The sequence below is a fragment of the Shewanella sp. FJAT-52076 genome, assembly GCF_019457455.1.
Classification (GTDB): Bacteria; Pseudomonadota; Gammaproteobacteria; order Enterobacterales; family Shewanellaceae; genus Shewanella; species Shewanella zhangzhouensis.
Genome location: NZ_CP080415.1, coordinates 2,901,207 through 2,920,374 on the forward strand (window position 1 = coordinate 2,901,207; position 19,168 = coordinate 2,920,374).

The following is a 19,168-nucleotide window of genomic DNA, read 5'->3' on the forward strand; positions in this document are numbered from 1 at the left end:
AGTTGCTATGATAGTGAAAGTCAGTCCCCGTGGTAGCATGGATCAGCTTTCCCAGCTGGAAGTCGATCGTCTCAAGCAAAGTGCCAAAAGTCCCCTCTATCAACTCTATCGCAACTGTTCACTGGCCGTATTGGCCTCAGGCCTGAAAAGCGACAGTTCGTCTGAGCTGTTCGATAAATACAAAGATTTTGAAATCAATATCCTGCAGCGCGAGCGCGGGGTAAAACTCGAACTTATCAACCCGCCTGAACAAGCCTTTGTCGATGGTCAGATCATCGCCGGTATTCAGGAGCATTTGTTCTCAGTGCTCAGAGACATTCTCTACATCGCCGACAAGTACGATAACCTCAAACACATCAACCTCACCAATGCCAGTCACATCACCAACGTGGTGTTTGATATCCTCAGAAACGCCCGGGCCTTGCCCACCAAGAACGATCCCAATGTGGTAGTGTGCTGGGGCGGCCACAGTATCAATGCCATCGAGTACCAGTACACCCGTGAAGTGGGTTATCAGTTGGGCTTGAGGAAGCTGGATATCTGCACCGGCTGTGGCCCCGGCGCCATGGAAGGCCCCATGAAGGGGGCGGCCATAGGTCACGCCAAACAGCGTATTTGCAACGCCCGATATATTGGCCTCACCGAGCCCAGTATTATCGCCGCCGAGCCCCCCAATCAAATCGTCAACGAATTGGTGATATTGCCGGATATCGAAAAACGGCTGGAAGCCTTTGTGCGCCTGGGGCATGGCATAGTGATTTTCCCCGGCGGGGCGGGCACCGCCGAGGAGCTCTTGTATCTGCTGGGTATCCTGCTGAACAAGGCAAACGAGCACATACCCTTTCCATTGGTATTAACCGGCCCCAGAGAAAGCGCCGACTACTTCATTAAAATTGATGAATTTGTTGCTGCGACTCTGGGGGAGGAAGCCCGCAGTAAATACCACATCATTATCGATAACCCCGATGAAGTGGCGCGGGTGATGCGTGAAGGGATGGAGCAGGTTAAGGTGTTTCGCAAGACCAATGGCGACGCCTACCCCTACCAGTGGTCACTGCGTATCGAACCTGAGTTTCAGCTGCCCTTTGTCCCCACACACGAAGTGATGGCCAACCTGCATCTGTATTTTCAACACAATAAGGCAGAACTCGCCGCTAACCTGCGCCGGGCGTTTTCAGGCATTGTTGCCGGCAACGTGAAAGGTGAAACCATTCGTCTCATCAAACGCCATGGTCCCTTTGAATTACGGGGCGATCCCAGGTTGATGTCGTTAATGGACGATTTGCTGCAGGCATTTGTCCATCAGCAGCGCATGAAGCTGCCGGGCAGCGCCTATGAACCCTGCTACAAGATAGTCAAATGAATCGCCTGCTCATCATAGATGGATTGAATCTGATCCGCCGTATTCATGCCGCCCTGCCCGATGAGGGCGACATGGATACCCTGTATGAAAGGGTTGCCCAGGCCTGCCGTAAATTACTGCGGGGCCACCAGCCCACCCACTGCGCCATCGTCTGGGATGGCGATGCCATCTCATGGCGCAAGCATCTGTACGAAGATTATAAAAAAGGCCGCAAACCCATGCCCGAAGCTCTCGCCAAGGGGTTGCCGGCATTAAAAACCAAACTTGAGGCATTGAATGTGCACTCGGTTAACGCCGAATCCGAGGCAGACGATGTTATAGCCACTCTTGCCTGCAAGCTGGCGGCCAATGGCGGTGAAGCTATTATCGTGTCGACCGACAAGGGGCTGTTGCAACTGATGTCCCCCCATATCAGGCAGTGGGATCATTTCGCCGGCCAGTATTTTGATATCGAGGCTTTTGAATCCAAATTGGGTATCGAGCGCCATCAACTGCTCGATTACATTGCCCTGTGCGGCGACAGCGGCAATAAAATTCCCGGTATCCCCGGTATAGGTCCCAAGTCGGCCAGCGAATTGCTGCGCACCTATCGCAGCCTCGCCAATCTCTACCATTCCCTCGGCACCCTCGGCAGCAGGCAGGCCAATAAGTTACGCGAAGGCCGTGATATGGCACGCCTCAGCTACAAGTTGGCAAAACTGCAAACCGAACTGCCGCTGCACCTCAAACTGAGCGATCTCAGGGTCAATCCATCCTGATGGCACCATTCGATTTGGCTGGCCTTGTCCCACCAGTCATCTCTGCGTTACAGGCAATTTTGTAACAAATAACACAACTTATTTACCGCCTTCACGCCTTGCAGTATCTTTATCCGCATCTTCGGCGCAAGCCGAAAGCAGTAATGAGGAAAAGGGATATGAAAAGCAAGGCTCCCGTGGTGATAGGCTCCGTATTTGCGGCCTACCTGGCGTTTGTGGCTGTGGTGGCAATAGGGTACGAGCCAACACCTGAGAATATGGATTGGGAAGACAGGCAGGTATACAACAACAAGGCACTGGCCGAACTGGTGATAGGACAGGACATTGGCTCTGTGCGCCAACTGCTTGGTGCGCCGGACTTCAGCGAAGCCAAATCAATCAAAGACAGTGCTCTGCAGGTGCTCTTTTATCGCACCCACCATGAAAAATCAGATGGCGTGACCACCAAGGATGAGTGTACACCACTGTTATTCAAAGATAATCTCCTGGTTGCCTGGGGCTCAGATACTTACAAGCAATATCTTGATGAGGCCCCATCGGGCATCTGACACAGTAATAGCGTTAATAAAAAAGCCGCCTCTGGGCGGCTTTTTTATTGCTGGACGTGTTTATGCAATCACGCCTTTCAGTCTTCTTTTGCGTACTCGCGATAGGGTTCGCCCTGCTCCAACCACGCTGGCGCCCTGGCACCTTTCAGGTAGTGGTCGAAGTATTCCTTCATCCGAATACTGTAGTCGAGCTTGTTGCCGTATTGCTTAAGATGGTGAGGCTCACCCTCGTATTGCAGCAACACCACATCCTTACCGGCACGGCGCATGGCCAGATACAACTCAACTCCCTGCTCCCATGGCACCGCATCATCCTTGTCACCGAACATGATCATCATGGGCGTCTTGATACGGTCAGCATAAAACACCGGCGAGTTTTCCACGTATTTCAGCGGCGCCTGCATCAGACTTTCGCCGATACGGCTCTGGCCGGTTTCATACTGGAACTGACGGGCAAGGCCGGTGCCATGACGAATGCCACTATAGGCGCTGGTCATGTTGCCAACGGGAGCCCCTGTTACGGCAGCGGCAAAGATGTGGGTCTGGGTCACGGCAAAGGCCGTTTGATAACCGCCCCAGGAGTGGCCCTGAATACCCACGGCTTTGGGATCGGCAATCCCCATTTCAATCAGCTTTTGCACGCCAGAGGTCAACGCCTGAACCGAGCTGTTACCCGGATAGCCCACCTCAAAACGAATGTCCGGCAGGAAGATGGCATAGCCCTGGTTGGCGTACCAGGCAAAGTTAGGTCTGTGGTTGATGTTCATCGCCGGGAAGGCATGCAAACGGTCGCTCATAAAGCGATAGAAATACACCAGCACAGGGTAACGCTTACCGGCCTCGTAACCCGCGGGTTTGATAAGAACACCATCGAGCGGCTTACCGTCGGTATTGGTCCAGTGCACCAATTCGGCCTTACCCCAGCCAAACTGGCTGCGCTGCGCGTCAAGCTCAGTTAAACGGCGGGCATCATCCACCTCCAGCACGTTGGCGCTGTAAAGGTCCGGGAAACGGTCGTAACGTTCACGGCTGAATACCAGGGTATCGGCGTGCCTGGCGCGTGCCAGTACGCTGAGTTTTTCCTCTTTGGCATGCAGGGTTTTAAGGCCTTCTTTGCCCAGGGTGATCCGGTAGAAACCATCGGCCTTGGTGCGTTCGTTGTAGCCTTTCACGAGCAGACTGTGACTGGCACTCGCGGTAGCAGGTGCCTGGTCTTTGTCCTGATACAGACCTTCAACCCGGTAGCTGATGCCTTTGTCTCTTCCCGAGGTTAGCTTAAGCGCCTTGGCATCTGCCGCAGCAAATTGCCAGATATCGTATTTGTCGTATACCAACAGGCCACTTTCATCAGCCAGCCAGGGGCCGAAACCATAACCCGGCGCATCGGAGGGATAGTCATGGTCTTCATCGGCAAATGGCACGTCAAGATTGGCATTCAACACCCTAAGCTGCTTTGAAGCCACATCCAGGAGCTGTACCTGCCCCTCACGGAAATAGGCGGCGTAGCGACCATGGGGCGAAATGCTGGGCTCGCTGTTTGACGGCTGACGCAGCGCCACCGCCGTGCGCTCCCCACTCAGGGTATCGATAAGGTAAAAATCGCTGTAAAACCCGGCCCAGGTGATTTCTTTCAGGTAAGGTTCACTGGAGCTGCCCAGCACAAAGCGGCCGTACTCTATGGATTTGGCTTCCGGCACTTCAGGGGTGGCAAGTTGCACAACCTGATTGCGCGCCAGGTGCCATACGGCCAGCAGTGTCTGCTTCTTCAGCTTGTCATAGGTCTTGATTTCATGGGGTTTAATCCGCGGGTCATCACCATGCCATAGCTTAAGACCGCGGCTGTCACGGATAGTCGCAGTGTCATACAGACTCGCCTCATCGCTGAACTTTTGCAGGCTAAGCACCTTACTGACTTCAGGCACAGTGCCAAAATACAGCCGCTCGCCGTCATCGGAAAACGACAGCCGCGAATATTGGTTCAGAACCCAGGCATCGGGATGCAGGGCAAAGCTGACGTCCCCCTTGCCATTCACAAGTCCGAGACGGTACTGACGCTCATCCACCTTGTCGGCGGCCACGCCGGCGCTGAAGGCAATCTGGCTGCCATCGTGGTTTATTGCGAGCGCCCCCAGTTGCTCGGTTTCGGCGCTGTACTTTTGCTGCTGGCTCAGGTCAATCAGGGTAACCGACAGCAGTTGATGCTTACCCTGCGCAGCATCATTTACCAACACCGCTGCAGTTTTGCCTTTTTTGTCAAATACATAGGCAGTGACATCTTGTAATTCGAGCTGTTTGCCGCTCTCGAGGGCTATCAGCGTCAGTGGCGAGCCCTTGTCGGCCTTATCCACCTTGGGCTTTTTGGCGCTCTCTTCACCAGCTTGAGCTTTGGTCTCGGTCACGGAAGAGGCATCTACCGCCTTATCGTCGGTCTTGTCCTTTTTGTCTTCCTCGGCATCAAACCAGACCGCGAGCACAGTACCGGCATCGTTGAAGGCAAACTCCTTCACCCGGGCAAAACGCTGCTCTTTACCGGTGGCGACTTCCACCAATACCATGCCGTCCTTCAATTTTTTACGGGCTTTGGCATCACTGGTTTCTTTTTCAAGCAGCGAAGGCTCCAGCACCATGGCCACATACCGGCCATCGGCACTGACGGCAGGCTTTGAAGCACCGGCAATGCTCAATTGGCGTTTACCTGTGGTTGAACGCAGCAAGGTATGGCTATCCCCTCTGTCGGGTGCAACTTCCACCGCCACCAGTGAGCCATTATCAGCAATCACAGGTTTTTTGAGAGATTCGAATTTCATGATGTCCTGAACTTGCATGTTGCCCGAAGGCGCTGCCAGGGCAGGCAAGCTCAGACTGGCGGCACTTGCCAGAGCGCAAAATAGAGCGGAAGGCTTCAAAGGTCGTCCTCTTTATAAGTTGTTATTCGACTAAAGTAGACTTTTTAAGGCTTAGGCTTTGAATCATCTTTCTTAGCCTTGATTTATGCATGTTAGCCTACAGAAAAAACCGAGTGTTTGCTCACCTTTTCCTGTGAAAAGTGTATAAAAGTGTTTAAACTAACCGAGACATAAATCACATAATTCCAGTCTTGTTTCCGCTCGCGGAAGCCGACAATTGCAGTAACCACCAACCGTGGAAGGAATATCCATGTCTAAAAGAACGATTACCGTAATCCCAGGTGATGGGATCGGCCCAAGCATCATCGACTCCGCTCTGAAGATCCTCGACAAGGCGGGTTGCGACTTCGAATATGAATTTGCCGATGCAGGCCTGACGGCTCTGGAAAAGCATGGTGAACTGCTGCCTCAGCGTACGCTGGATCTTATCGAAAAGAACCGTATTACCCTGAAAGGCCCACTGACCACTCCCGTTGGTGAAGGCTTTACCTCCATCAACGTTACCCTGCGTAAAAAGTTCAGCCTGTATGCCAACGTGCGCCCAGTGAACTCTTTCAAGGGAACCCAGGCCAGATACGAAAATATCGACATCATCACTGTCCGTGAAAATACCGAAGGTATGTACTCCGGTTACGGCCAGAAAGTATCAGATGACGGCAGTACTGCCGAAGCCACCAGCATTATCACCCGTCAGGGTGCTGAGCAGATCACCACTTTTGCCTACGAGCTGGCCCGCAAGGAAGGCCGTAAGAAAGTGACCATAGTGCACAAGGCCAACATCATGAAGTCCACCTCAGGCCTGTTCCTGAAAGTGGCCCGTGAAGTAAGCCAGCGCTATCCCGACATCACCACCGAAGAAATGATCGTGGACGCCACCTGCATGAAGCTGGTGATGAACCCAGAAAACTTCGACGTGATTGTAACCACCAACCTGTTTGGTGACATCCTGTCAGATCTGTGTGCCGGTCTTGTGGGTGGTCTGGGTATGGCGCCCGGAGCCAACATCGGTGCCAGTGCAGCCATTTTTGAAGCCGTACACGGCAGCGCTCCGGACATTGCCGGTAAAAACCTGGCTAACCCCACTTCCGTGATCCTGGCTTCTGTACAGATGCTGGAATATCTCGGCATGGCTGACAAAGCTGCGGCTATCCGCAATGCCGTTGCGGCTGTGATTGAAGAAGGCGACCGTACTACCCGCGATCTCGGCGGTACGCACGGTACCACCGACTTCACTCAAGCGGTCCTCGACAGACTCGCCTGAGTGCCCGGCGTCATCTGACGCGGCAAACAGCATAAAAAAGGATGAGCCCAGGCTCATCCTTTTTTATTCCCCGCTGGAGCCAATACCCAAGGCTCACCCAAATTTCAGCATAAGCTCAGTTGCCATCTCCCTCCATGGCCTGACGTCATCTCACCGGCAATATCGAGGCTGCATGCTGAGCATGGTGTCATCACCAGTTAAAACCCACTAAAGTAACAACCACTTAACCCACCATCCCCATCAAAGCCTTGCAGCAACAAACCAAAAACCACTGTATCTCTTTGTATCAATTCATTATTTATCCACCAATCGCAATTGCCCACGCATCAATTTGTGGTCACAATGCCTGCCTGCCACGTGCCCGGCAGACAGATAAAAGCAGTCGCACCCTGAGGTGCTGTAAGGGATATAAGATGAAAAAAATCATAGGATTGTTAATCGGCATGAACCTGGTCGCCTGTGGCGGTGGCAGTGATGACCCGGCGCCGGAAGTACCGGATACCCCGGTCGTATTTAAAGCCGATGCCTGTTATCTGATGAGCACCAATCTTGGTGACATAACACTTGCCATCGACACGACCAATACCCCCATCACCGGCAATAACTTCAAACAATATGTCGATAAAGGCTTTTACGATGGCACCCTGTTCCACCGCGCGGTAAACAACTTCGTCATCCAAGGCGGTGGATATACCAGCGGTCTCGTGCCAAAAGACACGGATGCGGCCATTAAAAACGAAGCCAGCGTGGGCTTCAGTAACGATCGCGGCACCCTGGCCATGGCTCGCACTGCTGCACCGGATACGGCCACCTCGCAGTTTTTCATCAACGTACTGGATAATCCCCAGCTGGATTATTCTGCCAGCAGCTATGGCTATGCGGTATTTGGCAAGGTACTGTCCGGAATGGAAGTGGTTGACCAAATCAGTATCGCCCCTGTCCACAACGTAAATGGCTTCAGCGATGTGCCTGTGGATGAAGTCGTGATTGAATCGGTAACCGAGATGAATTGCCCTGCCAGCTGATAAGATCAGTTGGCAGCCAATTCCGAGCCACCCTTCAGGGTGGCTTTTTTATTCAGTCTTGAGCACACTCAACCTGAGTTCCGGGCAAGTTTCCCGGTTAACCATCCTTGCCCCGATATGAAAAAGCACTGCCACTCCTTGCGCGAACTCATCTGACTGAGCACACAGGGGGATCTGATATTCACAAAGGACAACGCCTTGATTAAGTTAGCCAAATCAAATGTAACCGAGGTAGACTTATTCGTAGCAATGGAAAGCACCCCGGACACGGCAATGTACGTGCTACCCTACACCCGCGAGAAGCACCTGGCCGAAATGGTAAAAGACGAGGTTTGCTACCTGACTATCTATCACCGGGAGCAGGTTGCCGGCTTTATTATCCTGGCCATTGAGGGCTCCAGTGTGGAATTCAGGCGAATTGTGGTGCATCGCAAGGGGCTGGGCACAGGTCAGCAAGCCATGCAGGCAATGGAGGAGTACTGCCTACGACATCTTGGGGCTGACAGGATATGGCTGGATGTATTCGCTGAGAACGAACCTGGTATACACATCTACAAAAAGCAGGGTTACCAGCAATTTGATGTTGTTGAGCACAATGGCAGAGCCTTGCTGCTATTTGAAAAGAAGTTATAAAAGGTCTGTTTGACTGGCCAGTGTTTCATCTCAAAATTAACAAAGGCGCCTCAGGGCGCCTTTGTTAGACATGCAAGCCTTGTGGTGACTATCAAATCCAGGGAGAGCTGGGTCTTAGCCACAGATGTACAGTCACTTCATCACGATCGTGGTAGAGGTGCTTACAGGCCAGATGAAACTCGTGAATGCCGTTTTCCTTAAGGATGGCATGCATATTGGCGAGGATCTGCGATACCTCTTTGTAGCGACTCTTCATTGGCAGCTTGAGGTTAAAAATCGCCTCTTTAAACCAGCCCTGAATCGCCCAGTATTCCATTAACTCAGCCACACGGGCGGGCTTTTCCACCATGTCACATACCAGCCAATAGATATTGCGGCGAGCCGGCTCAAACTTGAATCCGTCGGCGCGGTGGTGCGTCACCTGCCCTGTCTCCATCAGATCATGGTTCATGGGGCCGTTATCGATGGCATGTACCATCATGCCACGGCGTACCAGTTGATAGGTCCAGCCACCGGGACAAGCGCCCAAATCCACCGCATTGAGGCCACTGCGAAGACGGGTTTCATGCTCCTCGCGGGGAATAAAGTGGATAAAGGCTTCATCCAGCTTGAGGGTCGAACGGCTCGGGGCATCGGACGGGAATTTGAGCCGCGGGATCCCCATAAAGTGGGGAGAGCTGTTGTTTGACAACGAATAACCGGTAAAGGCCTTGTTGGGCGCCACAAAGCACACATGCACTATGGGACGACGGCTGCTTTCTTTCTCCAGCAGCACGCCACGCTTTTTCAGCGCCTGACGCAGGGGCACGGTGAATTTACGGCAGAAGGCCGACAGCTCTTTGGCTTCGTTGGTGTCGGGGGTTTCTACCCGCAGTTCCCCTGCACGTTCAATTTCCGCCAGACTCTCAGTGATAGGAGTCACCCTGTCTTCCGGTGAAAAGTCATCGAGCAAATCGCCGCAGGCGAACATCTGCCGGGCAAAAATCAGCGAGTCCAGCGGCAGATCTTTGGCGAGACGGTCACCATCATCGGGGCTGAAGCCCTGAAATACCACATAGGCATCGTCGCGATTGGCTTTGACGAAACCACCAATACCAAGCTCGGCGGCCCGCTGCTGAATTTCGGCCGCGCAGTCTTTTTCGTAACCGGCACGGCAATATAAGAACAGGTTTTTCATTGCGATTCTTCGTTGGCGCTAACATAAAGCGGCCCACAGGCCGCAAAATCAGAAATTGGCGCCGAGTATATCACAGCGCGAACGTCTCTTGGCTATTTGCCGTCAACGACCCGGCTGCGCCATACTGCCGCGCCGAGCAGCAACCATCCCAGCAGCAAACAGGTTCCGCCCAGCGGGGTAACAGGCCCCCACCATTTGGCTCCCGTCATGACCAGAGCGTACAAAGAGCCAGAAAAGAGCGCCATACCGGCGATAAAAAAACCGGCCGCCCAGCTCAGTAATCGGGAGGCAATATGGGGCCAGGCGAGTGCGACGGCGAGCAAGGCAAAGGTATGGTAAAACTGGTATTCAACCGCCAATTCAAACACTGAAACCATCTCGGCACTCACCAGATTTTTAAGGCCATGGGCACCAAAAGCACCGAGGGCGACGGCGAGAAAACCGGTCACAGATGCGAATAAAAACAAACCCCTATTCATTCATTTCTCCATAAATTCAAGGCAGGCTGATGCAGCAGCCTTCAGGTTATCCGCTTCGGTAAGCCCTGACGACTTGCGTGGTGTCAGGCTGTGATCGCCATCGGCAATCCAGCAGAATTTCACGGCTGTTGGCACATCCCAGGCCGCAACCTGCGCCCTGGTGCCAAAGCTGTCACGCTCACCCTGCACTATCAAAAGTGGCAGCTGGCAATTCGCCAAGGGCTCAAGGCGAACTTCTTTCCCCTTGGGCGGCAAAAAGGGGTAACCCAAACAAAGAATGCCTGCAATCTGCGCGACATCAAACTCAGCGCCCAGGATGGCAGCCATGCGCCCGCCCATGGATTTACCCATCAGAAACAATCGTTTTGGCCCGTAGGTCGTCTGAACCATGGCAATGGCTTCGCGAAAGCACTCGAGCAGCGCAGGGGCACGGTTGGGAGGACGGCGCTTGCCGTCAAGCTTGCGCTGCTCCATATAGGGAAAGTTAAAACGCACCACAGCCACCCCCTGGCTGGCAAGCCTTGAAGCCATAGCCGCCATAAAGTCCGAGTCCATGTCGGCACCGGCGCCGTGGGCAAAGAGCACCATCACATCCCCGGGCTCGCCATCGAGCTTAAGCCAGGATGGCAGCGCTGTGTTTATCTGGTTAAGGGCTTCAGGCGGGCAAGAGTTCACTGCGTGACTCCTCAGCAAACATGTCCAGCATCCATTCACGGAACGCCACTATTTTGCCAAGCTCGGCATGGTTTTGCTGGCATACCAGATAGTAGGCATCTTTACTCACCAACACTTCCTGAAAGGGCACCACCAAGCGACCGGCTTTGATGTCCGGGCGGGCCAGTACGCTGTACCCCAGCGCCACACCCTGACCATGGGCAGCGGCCTGCAATACCAATGACGAATGACTGAAAATCGGTCCCTGGTTCACGTTCACGTCGGTGACGCCACATTGGCGAAACCAGGCCTGCCAGTCGTGACGGCTCATGTCGTGCAGCAGGGTGTGATGCTTAAGATCTGCGGGCTTCTCAAGGGGCTTGGGGCCATTGAGCAGCATGGGGGAACACACGGGGATGAGTACTTCGTTACGCAGTTTATCGGCCCTGAGCCCTGGCCAACTGCCCTGCCCATAATAGATGGCCACATCCACGTCATCAGTGAGAGACCCCTCTTCACTGTCCACCGCCTTGATGCGCACGTCGATGTCGGGATTCTTCTCGCTGAATTTGGCAAGTCTTGGCACCAACCACTGAATCGCGAAACTGGGCGACATACTCACGGTCAACGAGCCAATGGCACTGCGGGCCAGCAAACGGTCGGTGGCGTCGGACAGTTGGGTAAAAATATCCTTGATGTCGAGAAAGTAGCTCTGCCCCTCTTCGGTGAGCAGCAAAGAACGGTTCTTTCGCCGAAATAATTTTAATCCCAGAAAGTCTTCCAGCGCCTTAATTTGATGGCTCACCGCCGCCTGGGTAACAAAGAGTTCTTCGGCGGCGCGGGTAAAACTCAGGTGCCGTGCAGCGGCCTCAAAGGCCTTTACGGCATTCAGTGGAGGAAGTCGTCTTGACATGGTGATCCCACTCTCATTTTTTAATTAGTTTTTCTAATCCGCATTGTTACATTTTATCGTTTGTTAATGAAAGGCTTTTTGCGTAAATTTTGCGCCAACAAACGAGATGGTCGGGCGGCTTTTAATCGGAGTAAGCATGCCTGACGAGCGACCCCGGATACGCTGACAGATGAAGCGAAGGGGTGACCCAACTGATACGCCCGGAGGCGCTTACCATGATGAACCTGAAATCCGCTTTTGCCCTGATGCTGCTTGCTGCTTTTTGTGCAACCGCCAGTGCCAACCAAGAAACCACCACCCTGAGCGCTGATGCCATTGTCTTTGATACTGAAGCCCTGCATGAATCCATCACCTCTGAGCTGACCCTGAGCATGGCCAAAATCCAGGACGAGCTGCGCGCCGATAACCAGGGCGCGACCCTGCTGCTGGCCAATCAGGAAGACGCCAAAAGCGACGCCACTGCGACCAAGGCCGAGTAACAAATCGAATTGATTGCCGGTTAATACGAACACACTGGTAAATAGAAAAAGCCGCAATGATGCGGCTTTTTTGTTGTATGAATTTAATCCCTGAACTGTGAAAGCCTGTCTTGCGGCTAACTGTCGGCTTGAGACCAGCAATCGGCTTGAGACCAGCAATCAGCTTGAGGCTGGCGGCATGTCGTTCGGGACACTGCTATTTTTATCGGTGCCCTTTGCGTAATGCCGCCTGAAGGTTCAGCGCCTGCTCAGGGACGATATACCTTCACATTGCTGTAGCCCTGCTCCTGCAAATACAGGGCTTGCAGCTTACTCATCACGCCTCGCTCGCAGTAAAGCAGGTAAGTTTTGTCTTTATCGAGCTCGGCAAACGCGGTGGCCAGCCTGAAGAAGGGGATCACCTTCACTTCAACGCCGTCCACGTCCAGGGGTCTGGACTCTTCTTCTTCCGGCGCTCGGATGTCGATAATAACTTCATTTCCGGCCGCGCTGGATACTGTTTCGGTTTCGGTCACTCGCTCACTGGTTGCAACGGCAATATCACGGATATCAATGACTTCGGCTTTCGCCAGCACACGATCGAGCAAGTCTTCCGAGAACTTCTGCTCTTCGGCTTCCACCTTGGAGAGTACCGCTTTTACCGTAGGGCGCTGGGAAATCACACCACAATACTCGGGCATGGACGCCGCAAAATCTTCGGTACCGATGCGGCGGGCTTCGCGGATAATGTCCGGTTTATCCATGCTGATGAGCGGACGCAGGATCAAGAGATCGGTGCAGCGGTCAATCACATTCAGGTTGGTCAGGGTCTGACTCGACACCTGGCCCAGGCTCTCACCGGTAACGAGAGCCTGAATGCCCATGCGATCGGCCACACGGGTGGCGGCGCGCATCATCATACGCTTAAGAACCACACCCATCTGACCGTTTTCAATGCGCTCGAGGATTTCTGTTACCACTTCTTCGAAGGGCACAGAGACAAACTTCACCTTGTGCGACTCGCCGTAGGTCTTCCACAGGTGGTAGGCCACTTGTTTCACGCCAATTTCGTGCTGGGCACCACCGAGGTTGAAGAAGCAATAATGGGTACGGGAACCCTTTTTAATAAACTGGAAGCTGGCCACGCCCGAGTCAAAGCCGCCGGAAATCAAAGACAGCACGTCTTCCTGAGCGGCAATGGGGAAGCCCCCCAAACCCTCGATGCGCTGGCTGACCATGTAAAGCTTGTCGCGGTCGATTTCAAGCTGAATGGTCACGTCCGGGTTCTTCAGCTGCACGCCCTTGGCTTCGGTAAACTGGTTCAAACCACCGCCAACATAGCGCTCAACCTCGATGGAGTTGAAGTCGTGTTGACCTGAACGCTTTACCCGCACACAAAAGGTTTTGTCTTTGAGCATGTCGCGATACACAGGCAGCGCGAGCTGATAGATATCATCCACGGTCTCAAAGTCGTACTCGGCCACCTGCAGTACATGATGAATACCCGGGATATGGGCCAGACGCTCGGCAAAAAGCGCTGTGAGTTCCGGCTTGTCCTTGGGTACCTTGACCATGATCTTGTCCCATTGGCGCTGTACCTTGGCATCCTCATCGATTTTTTTCAGCACGTTGCGGATGTTGGACTCGAGCATCTTGGTAAAACGCATTCTTACCGGTTTGCTCTTAATCATGATTTCGGGATACAGCTTAACGATAAACTTCATGGGACTTCCAAAAAACAGGCTTGCGCCGAGGGTTAAAGTTCAAACTAAAAGATAATCGCGGGAGTATATCAAAAAGCGGCCCCGAGGGGCAGAGGCAGCTATCACTGTCAGCTCAGTTGCACGCCTGGATAGAGTGAAAATGACGCCCGGCACCAACTCCCGCCATCAAATAAACACCTCAACGCCGGACACAAACACAAATAAAAAGCCCGGCGCAGTGGCCGGGCCTTAAGGGCGAAGGTTAATTACCGCTATCGGTGCCAACCTGTATTTCATCGGACTCTTTGGGTTTGCCCTGCTCAATGGCAATCTCCACCCGGCGGTTGCGGGCCCGATTTTCGGCGGATTCATTGGGCACCAAGGGGTTGTTGGACCCCATGCCCACCACCTTCATCCGGGATGGGTCAAAGCCTTTTACCTTTACCAGCTCGTGGGCAACCGACACAGCGCGCTTACTGGAGAGGTCCCAGTTTGAGCTGTAAAGCTCGTTGCTGATTTGCATGTCATCGGTGTAACCCGAGACGGTAATGATGCCGGGGACATCCTTTAACAATTCACCCACGGAGCGAATAACGGGTCTGAACCTGGGTTGCAGGAATCCCGAACCAGAGCCGAATGCGCCTTTCTCGCGGATACGAATAATGATTTGTTGGCCAAGAGATTCAATTTCAATGGCACCATCAACAATTTCTTCATTGAGCTGCTCAGCCATTTTCTTCACCTGCTGGTTGATAAGCTCCTGGGATGAAGAGGAATCGCTCTGGGTACTTTCAGCCGTTTCCTGTGCTGTCGATGAAGCTTCACCGCCGCGCTGCGAACCCTGTTGCTGCTGCACACCGCCGGCACTCTCACTCTCCCCTTCCTGGAAATCGAGGATGGGTTCGGTCATCTCATTGGTTTGCTGATTGATGATTTCAATGGGGGTGGGCTCGGGTTTGCCGGGACGAAATTCCAGGGCAATCACCGAGGTACCCTTGGGAATATCTTTTACCTCAACCTTATTCTGCACCCCGAATGCATACTTCATGGAACCGGCTATCTGCTTGAATTTCATCACATCCATTTCGGAAAATGCCAGCAGCAGCACGAAAAAACACATCAAGAGCGACATCAGGTCGGCAAAGGTGGCAAGCCACAGAGGCGCTCCCGGTGGAGGACAGTTGCACTTGGCCTTGGCCATAGCGCTATTCTCCGTCCGTGGTATCTATCTTGCGGGATTTTTCCGCCAGATAGTTTTTCAGGAAACCTTCAATCACCCTGGGGTTTTGACCGTCCTGAATCGCCAGCACCGCATCCATAATAAGGTTGCGGTTAAGCATTTCTTCACTCATGCGCAGTGACAGCTTGTCGGCAATGGGAATAGCCACCATGTTGGCAATAACGGCTCCGTAAAGAGTGGTCAGCAAGGCCACCGCCATTGAAGGACCAATGGATTTGGGGTCGTCCATGTTGGAGAGCATAGCCACCAGACCAATCAGGGTACCAATCATGCCCATCGCCGGGGCCACATCACCAAAGGCTTTGAAGATGCCAATACCGGTTCTGTGGCGCTCTTCGGTGAGGGCAATGTCCTTTTCCAGGGCTTCACGCACCACATCGCCATCGTGACCATCCACCAGCATATCGACTGCCTTTTGCATAAAACTGTTAGAAATTTGTGCCTCTTCCAACGCCAGAAAGCCCCCTTTACGGGCCGCATCGGCCATGGCAACTGACTGCTCAATCAGCTCTTCGGGCTTGTCGATTTTGAACATAAACGCCTTGGCGGCAATCTTTACTGCCCCGAAAAATTGTTTGAGGTTGAATTTCATCATCACCACAAACAGAGAGCCACCAAAGACGATAAATACGGAAGGAACATCCACGAAGATGGCCAGACCGCCGCCGGTCACCATCGCCATCAGCACAAAGGCAAAAGCGCCCAACAGACCAATGAGGGTTGCTAAATCCACAGATGCTCCTTAATTACGCAGTCATGAGAACCGAAGGCAAAGGAAACCAACGGCAAGCCAAAAATCCAGGGTCACTCTCAGGTATTATGTCAAAACCTATAACAAAGGACGGAGGTTCAAGACCCTGTCGCTATTCTCATTTATCGGACAGCGCTTCGGCAAGTTTAGCGCCAATTTATTTTTTCTAACAAAAATTCAGCAACAAAGCGTGCTCCAAGGCAAATATTCCCCCGCATAATTTGACCCTGTCAGCCTCGTGAGATACCTTGTGCACGCCGACACAGCAGGAAAAAATACCGTGGCCAAAAAACCGGAAAATTTGAGTTTTGAAGCATCTTTGGCAGAGCTGGAACGCATAGTCACTGAGTTGGAGCAGGGCGACGTCTCATTGGACGATGCGTTGAAACAATTCGAGCGGGGGATCGGGCTGGTGCGAGCCAGTCAGGCAAAGCTGGAACAAGCCCAACAAAAAGTGGCCATCCTGCTGAGCCAGGCCCCGGATGCACCACTCGACGACTTTTTACCAGAGGGAGAATAATGCTCAAACTTGCCCTCGCCGACTGCCAGACCCGGGTCGACGCTGTCCTTGCCGCACATATAGATGCATTGCCTCAAACCGCACCCGCGTTGAAGGCCGCCATGCGCCATGGTGCCCTGATTGGCGGTAAACGTATACGCCCCTTCCTTGTGTATGCCGTGGGTGAATTGCTCGGGGTGGATAAAGCCAAGCTGGACCGACTGGCCGCCGCCGTTGAATGTGTTCATGCCTATTCCCTTATCCATGATGATTTGCCCGCCATGGATGACGACAACCTGCGCCGTGGCAAACCTACGGTACACATTGCCTTCGATGAAGCCACGGCAATACTCGCCGGTGATGCATTGCAAACCCTGGCCTTTGAAATCATCAGCGAAGCCGATGCAGGCCTCGCCCCAAAAGCGCAGGTCGCCATGATTGCGGCCCTGGCAAAGGCGTCGGGATATCTGGGCATGTGTGGCGGACAGGCATTGGATCTTGCCGGTGAAGGTAAGAGCATCAGCCTCGACGAGCTGACCCGGCTGCACAACCTGAAAACCGGCGCCCTGATTCGTGCCGCCGTGGAGCTGGCACTGATTGCCGCCGATGCCTCCGACACCGACACGGCTGCACTTCGAGCCTATGCCGATGCCATTGGCCTGGCGTTTCAGGTACAGGACGACATCCTGGATATCACGGCAACCACCGAAGAAATCGGTAAGCCGCAGGGATCTGATCTGGATGCCAACAAGAGCACGTATCCTAAATTGCTGGGGCTCGATGGCGCCCGGCAAACTGCCGATGCACTGGTAGCCGACGCACTATCAGCGCTGGCTAAAATGCCATACAATAGTCAGCTACTTGCAGACTTTGCCCGTTATATCGTCGCGCGACGAGTATAAGAAAGAAAAGAATCTCGCTATGAGTTTGGACATTTCGAATTATCCATTGCTTGCCTTGGCGAGCACCCCGGAAGAGCTGCGCCAGCTGCCTCAGTCGGCATTGAAACAGCTTTCAGATGAACTCAGGCAGTTTTTGCTGACCTCAGTGGGCATCTCCAGCGGCCATTTCGCCTCTGGCCTCGGCACGGTCGAACTGACCGTTGCGCTGCATTATGTGTACAACACTCCCTTCGACCGCCTGATTTGGGACGTGGGCCATCAGGCCTATCCCCATAAAATCCTCACCGGCCGCCGCGACAAGATGCACACCATTCGCCAGAAGAATGGCCTGCACCCTTTCCCCTGGCGCGAAGAGAGTCAATACGACACCTTCAGTGTTGGCCATTCCAGCACCTCGATTTCTGCCGCCCTTGGCATGGCAGTCACCGCCGAGAAAGAAGCCCAGGGCCGTAAAGTGGTTGCCGTGATTGGTGATGGCGCCATTACCGGCGGTATGGCTTTTGAGGCCCTGAACCACGCGGGTGACCTGCACAAAGACATGTTAGTGGTGCTCAATGACAATGAGATGTCTATCTCTGAAAATGTCGGCGCACTGAATAACCATCTGGCCAAACTCATGTCCGGACGCCTCTACACCACCATTCGCGAAGGTGGCAAGAAGGTACTCAAGGGCATGCCTGTGATTAAGGAAATGGCCAAGCGTACCGAAGAACACCTAAAGGGTATGGTAGTACCTGGTACCCTGTTCGAAGAGCTTGGCTTTAACTACATAGGCCCCATCGACGGCCATGATGTTAATGGGCTGGTGGAAACCCTGAATAACATGCGTGACCTCAAGGGCCCGCAGTTCCTGCACATCATGACCAAAAAGGGCAAGGGGTACGAACCCGCCGAGAAAGATCCTATCGGCTGGCACGCTGTGCCCAAGTTCGACCCCACCCAGTTCCGTAAGCCGGCGACCAAGCCCGGTTTACCCACCTTCTCCCAGGTGTTCGGCAAGTGGCTGTGTGATATCGCCGCCAAGGACGAGAAAGTGCTCGCCATTACCCCGGCCATGCGCGAAGGCTCTGGCATGGTGGAATTCTCTCAGCGCTTCCCGCAGCAATATTTCGATGCGGCCATCGCAGAGCAGCATGCCGTGACATTGGGCGCCGGATTCGCCTGTGAAGGTTACAAGGCCGTGGTGGCGATTTACTCCAGCTTCCTGCAGCGCGGCTACGACCAGCTCATCCACGATGTGGCGTTGCAACGACTGCCGGTGCTTTTTGCCATCGACCGTGGTGGTATTGTCGGGGCCGACGGGGCAACCCATCAGGGCGCCTTCGATTTAAGCTACATGCGTTGCATCCCCAATATGGTGATCATGGCGCCAAGCGATGAAAACGAATGCCGCCAGATGTTCTACACCGGTTACAGCTACAACGAAGGCCCAAGCGCAGTGCGTTACCCAAGGGGCAGCGCCACAGGTGCCGAGCAGATTGAAGAGATGACAGCCCTGCCCATCGGCAAAGGGGTGATGCGTCGTCAGGGTGAGAAGATTGCCATCCTCAACTTTGGCACCACCCTGGCCGCCGCCTTGATGGCAGCAGAGTCCCTCAATGCCACAGTGGCCGATATGCGCTTCGTGAAACCACTGGATGAAACCTTGCTGCTGGAGCTTGCCGCCAGCCACGATGTGCTGGTGACAGTGGAAGAGAACGCCGTCATGGGCGGCGCCGGCTCAGGTGTGCTTGAGTTCCTTGCAAGCAAGAACCGCCTGAAGCCCCTGCTGCAAATCGGTATCCCCGATGAATTTATCAAGCACGGTGGCCCGGAAGAAATCCTGAGCGAGCTGGGTCTGGATGCGGCCGGTATCGAGGGGCAAATCCGCGCCTTTGTCGAGAGCTGATATTAAGCCG

At 53.7% G+C, this 19,168-nt stretch carries 18 protein-coding genes; 10 read left to right on the forward strand and 8 right to left on the reverse strand.

Translation table 11 applies throughout. From position 1 onward, the window contains the following. Positions 1 to 7: 7 nt before the first annotated feature. The 3 genes from ppnN to K0H79_RS12655 all read left to right on the forward strand — a co-directional run bounded on the left by ppnN (position 8) and on the right by K0H79_RS12655 (position 2,669). A complete protein-coding gene (gene ppnN, locus K0H79_RS12645) occupies positions 8 to 1,363 on the forward strand; it encodes a nucleotide 5'-monophosphate nucleosidase PpnN (protein ID WP_220065124.1) in 1,356 nt (451 codons plus the stop codon). After that, positions 1,360 to 2,121, forward strand: a complete 762-nt coding sequence (gene xni, locus K0H79_RS12650) for a flap endonuclease Xni (RefSeq protein ID WP_220076050.1) — start codon at positions 1,360 to 1,362, stop codon at positions 2,119 to 2,121. The genes ppnN and xni overlap by 4 nt, the downstream gene beginning before the upstream one ends. A gap of 158 nt (positions 2,122 to 2,279) precedes the next feature. Beyond that, the gene (locus tag K0H79_RS12655) at positions 2,280 to 2,669 is read left to right on the forward strand and encodes a DUF3192 domain-containing protein (protein ID WP_220076051.1); all 390 of its coding nucleotides are present in this window, start codon (positions 2,280 to 2,282) and stop codon (positions 2,667 to 2,669) included. A 77-nt stretch (positions 2,670 to 2,746) separates the two neighbouring features. Here K0H79_RS12655 and K0H79_RS12660 read toward each other — a convergent pair whose 3' ends face one another. Beyond that, positions 2,747 to 5,494, reverse strand: a complete 2,748-nt coding sequence (locus K0H79_RS12660) for an alpha/beta hydrolase family protein (protein ID WP_408733393.1) — start codon at positions 5,492 to 5,494, stop codon at positions 2,747 to 2,749. A 331-nt stretch (positions 5,495 to 5,825) separates the two neighbouring features. Here K0H79_RS12660 and K0H79_RS12665 point away from each other — a divergent pair, with 331 nt between their 5' ends. The 3 genes from K0H79_RS12665 (at position 5,826) to K0H79_RS12675 (ending at position 8,494) form a co-directional block, all read left to right on the forward strand. After that, on the forward strand, positions 5,826 to 6,836 hold the full coding sequence (locus K0H79_RS12665; RefSeq protein WP_011760534.1) for an isocitrate dehydrogenase: 1,011 nt from the start codon (positions 5,826 to 5,828) through the stop codon (positions 6,834 to 6,836). 413 nt (positions 6,837 to 7,249) lie between these two features. After that, positions 7,250 to 7,861 carry a peptidylprolyl isomerase gene (locus tag K0H79_RS12670; RefSeq protein ID WP_220065128.1) on the forward strand — a complete coding sequence of 204 codons (612 nt, stop codon included), beginning with the start codon at positions 7,250 to 7,252 and terminating at the stop codon, positions 7,859 to 7,861. 273 nt (positions 7,862 to 8,134) lie between these two features. Next, the gene (locus tag K0H79_RS12675) at positions 8,135 to 8,494 is read left to right on the forward strand and encodes a GNAT family N-acetyltransferase (RefSeq protein ID WP_258405387.1); all 360 of its coding nucleotides are present in this window, start codon (positions 8,135 to 8,137) and stop codon (positions 8,492 to 8,494) included. A gap of 91 nt (positions 8,495 to 8,585) precedes the next feature. Here the strand turns inward: K0H79_RS12675 and rlmM are convergent, their stop codons facing one another. The 4 genes from rlmM to K0H79_RS12695 all read right to left on the reverse strand — a co-directional run bounded on the left by rlmM (position 8,586) and on the right by K0H79_RS12695 (position 11,717). Then, positions 8,586 to 9,671: a 23S rRNA (cytidine(2498)-2'-O)-methyltransferase RlmM gene (rlmM, locus tag K0H79_RS12680; RefSeq protein WP_220076054.1), complete on the reverse strand. Its 1,086-nt coding sequence runs from the start codon at positions 9,669 to 9,671 to the stop codon at positions 8,586 to 8,588. 92 nt (positions 9,672 to 9,763) lie between these two features. After that, complete coding sequence (locus K0H79_RS12685) at positions 9,764 to 10,150, reverse strand: DUF423 domain-containing protein (RefSeq protein WP_220065131.1); 387 nt, start codon at positions 10,148 to 10,150, stop codon at positions 9,764 to 9,766. Next, positions 10,151 to 10,825: an alpha/beta fold hydrolase gene (locus K0H79_RS12690; protein WP_220076055.1), complete on the reverse strand. Its 675-nt coding sequence runs from the start codon at positions 10,823 to 10,825 to the stop codon at positions 10,151 to 10,153. It abuts the gene before it with no gap. Further along, positions 10,806 to 11,717: a transcriptional regulator GcvA gene (locus tag K0H79_RS12695; protein WP_220065133.1), complete on the reverse strand. Its 912-nt coding sequence runs from the start codon at positions 11,715 to 11,717 to the stop codon at positions 10,806 to 10,808. Before K0H79_RS12695 ends, K0H79_RS12690 begins: the two co-directional genes overlap by 20 nt. A gap of 182 nt (positions 11,718 to 11,899) precedes the next feature. Here K0H79_RS12695 and K0H79_RS12700 point away from each other — a divergent pair, with 182 nt between their 5' ends. After that, the gene (locus K0H79_RS12700; RefSeq protein ID WP_220076056.1) at positions 11,900 to 12,196 is read left to right on the forward strand and encodes a hypothetical protein; all 297 of its coding nucleotides are present in this window, start codon (positions 11,900 to 11,902) and stop codon (positions 12,194 to 12,196) included. A gap of 248 nt (positions 12,197 to 12,444) precedes the next feature. Here K0H79_RS12700 and thiI read toward each other — a convergent pair whose 3' ends face one another. From thiI to pomA, 3 genes are all read right to left on the reverse strand, one after another. After that, positions 12,445 to 13,899, reverse strand: coding sequence for a tRNA uracil 4-sulfurtransferase ThiI (thiI, locus tag K0H79_RS12705; protein ID WP_220076057.1), 1,455 nt, complete (start codon positions 13,897 to 13,899; stop codon positions 12,445 to 12,447). A 241-nt stretch (positions 13,900 to 14,140) separates the two neighbouring features. After that, positions 14,141 to 15,079: a flagellar motor protein MotB gene (locus tag K0H79_RS12710; protein ID WP_220065136.1), complete on the reverse strand. Its 939-nt coding sequence runs from the start codon at positions 15,077 to 15,079 to the stop codon at positions 14,141 to 14,143. Positions 15,080 to 15,083: 4 nt separating this feature from the next. Continuing rightward, complete coding sequence (gene pomA, locus K0H79_RS12715) at positions 15,084 to 15,851, reverse strand: flagellar motor protein PomA (RefSeq protein WP_220076058.1); 768 nt, start codon at positions 15,849 to 15,851, stop codon at positions 15,084 to 15,086. Positions 15,852 to 16,149: 298 nt separating this feature from the next. Here pomA and xseB point away from each other — a divergent pair, with 298 nt between their 5' ends. The 3 genes from xseB to dxs are packed head-to-tail and all read left to right on the forward strand — an operon-like array spanning position 16,150 to position 19,158. Then, positions 16,150 to 16,389 carry an exodeoxyribonuclease VII small subunit gene (gene xseB / locus K0H79_RS12720; protein ID WP_220065138.1) on the forward strand — a complete coding sequence of 80 codons (240 nt, stop codon included), beginning with the start codon at positions 16,150 to 16,152 and terminating at the stop codon, positions 16,387 to 16,389. Then, positions 16,389 to 17,270 (forward strand): (2E,6E)-farnesyl diphosphate synthase, encoded by an 882-nt coding sequence (gene ispA, locus K0H79_RS12725; protein ID WP_220076059.1) that lies wholly within the window; start codon positions 16,389 to 16,391, stop codon positions 17,268 to 17,270. Before xseB ends, ispA begins: the two co-directional genes overlap by 1 nt. 19 nt (positions 17,271 to 17,289) lie before the next feature. Further along, positions 17,290 to 19,158 carry a 1-deoxy-D-xylulose-5-phosphate synthase gene (gene dxs / locus K0H79_RS12730; RefSeq protein WP_220076060.1) on the forward strand — a complete coding sequence of 623 codons (1,869 nt, stop codon included), beginning with the start codon at positions 17,290 to 17,292 and terminating at the stop codon, positions 19,156 to 19,158. Positions 19,159 to 19,168: the final 10 nt, after the last annotated feature.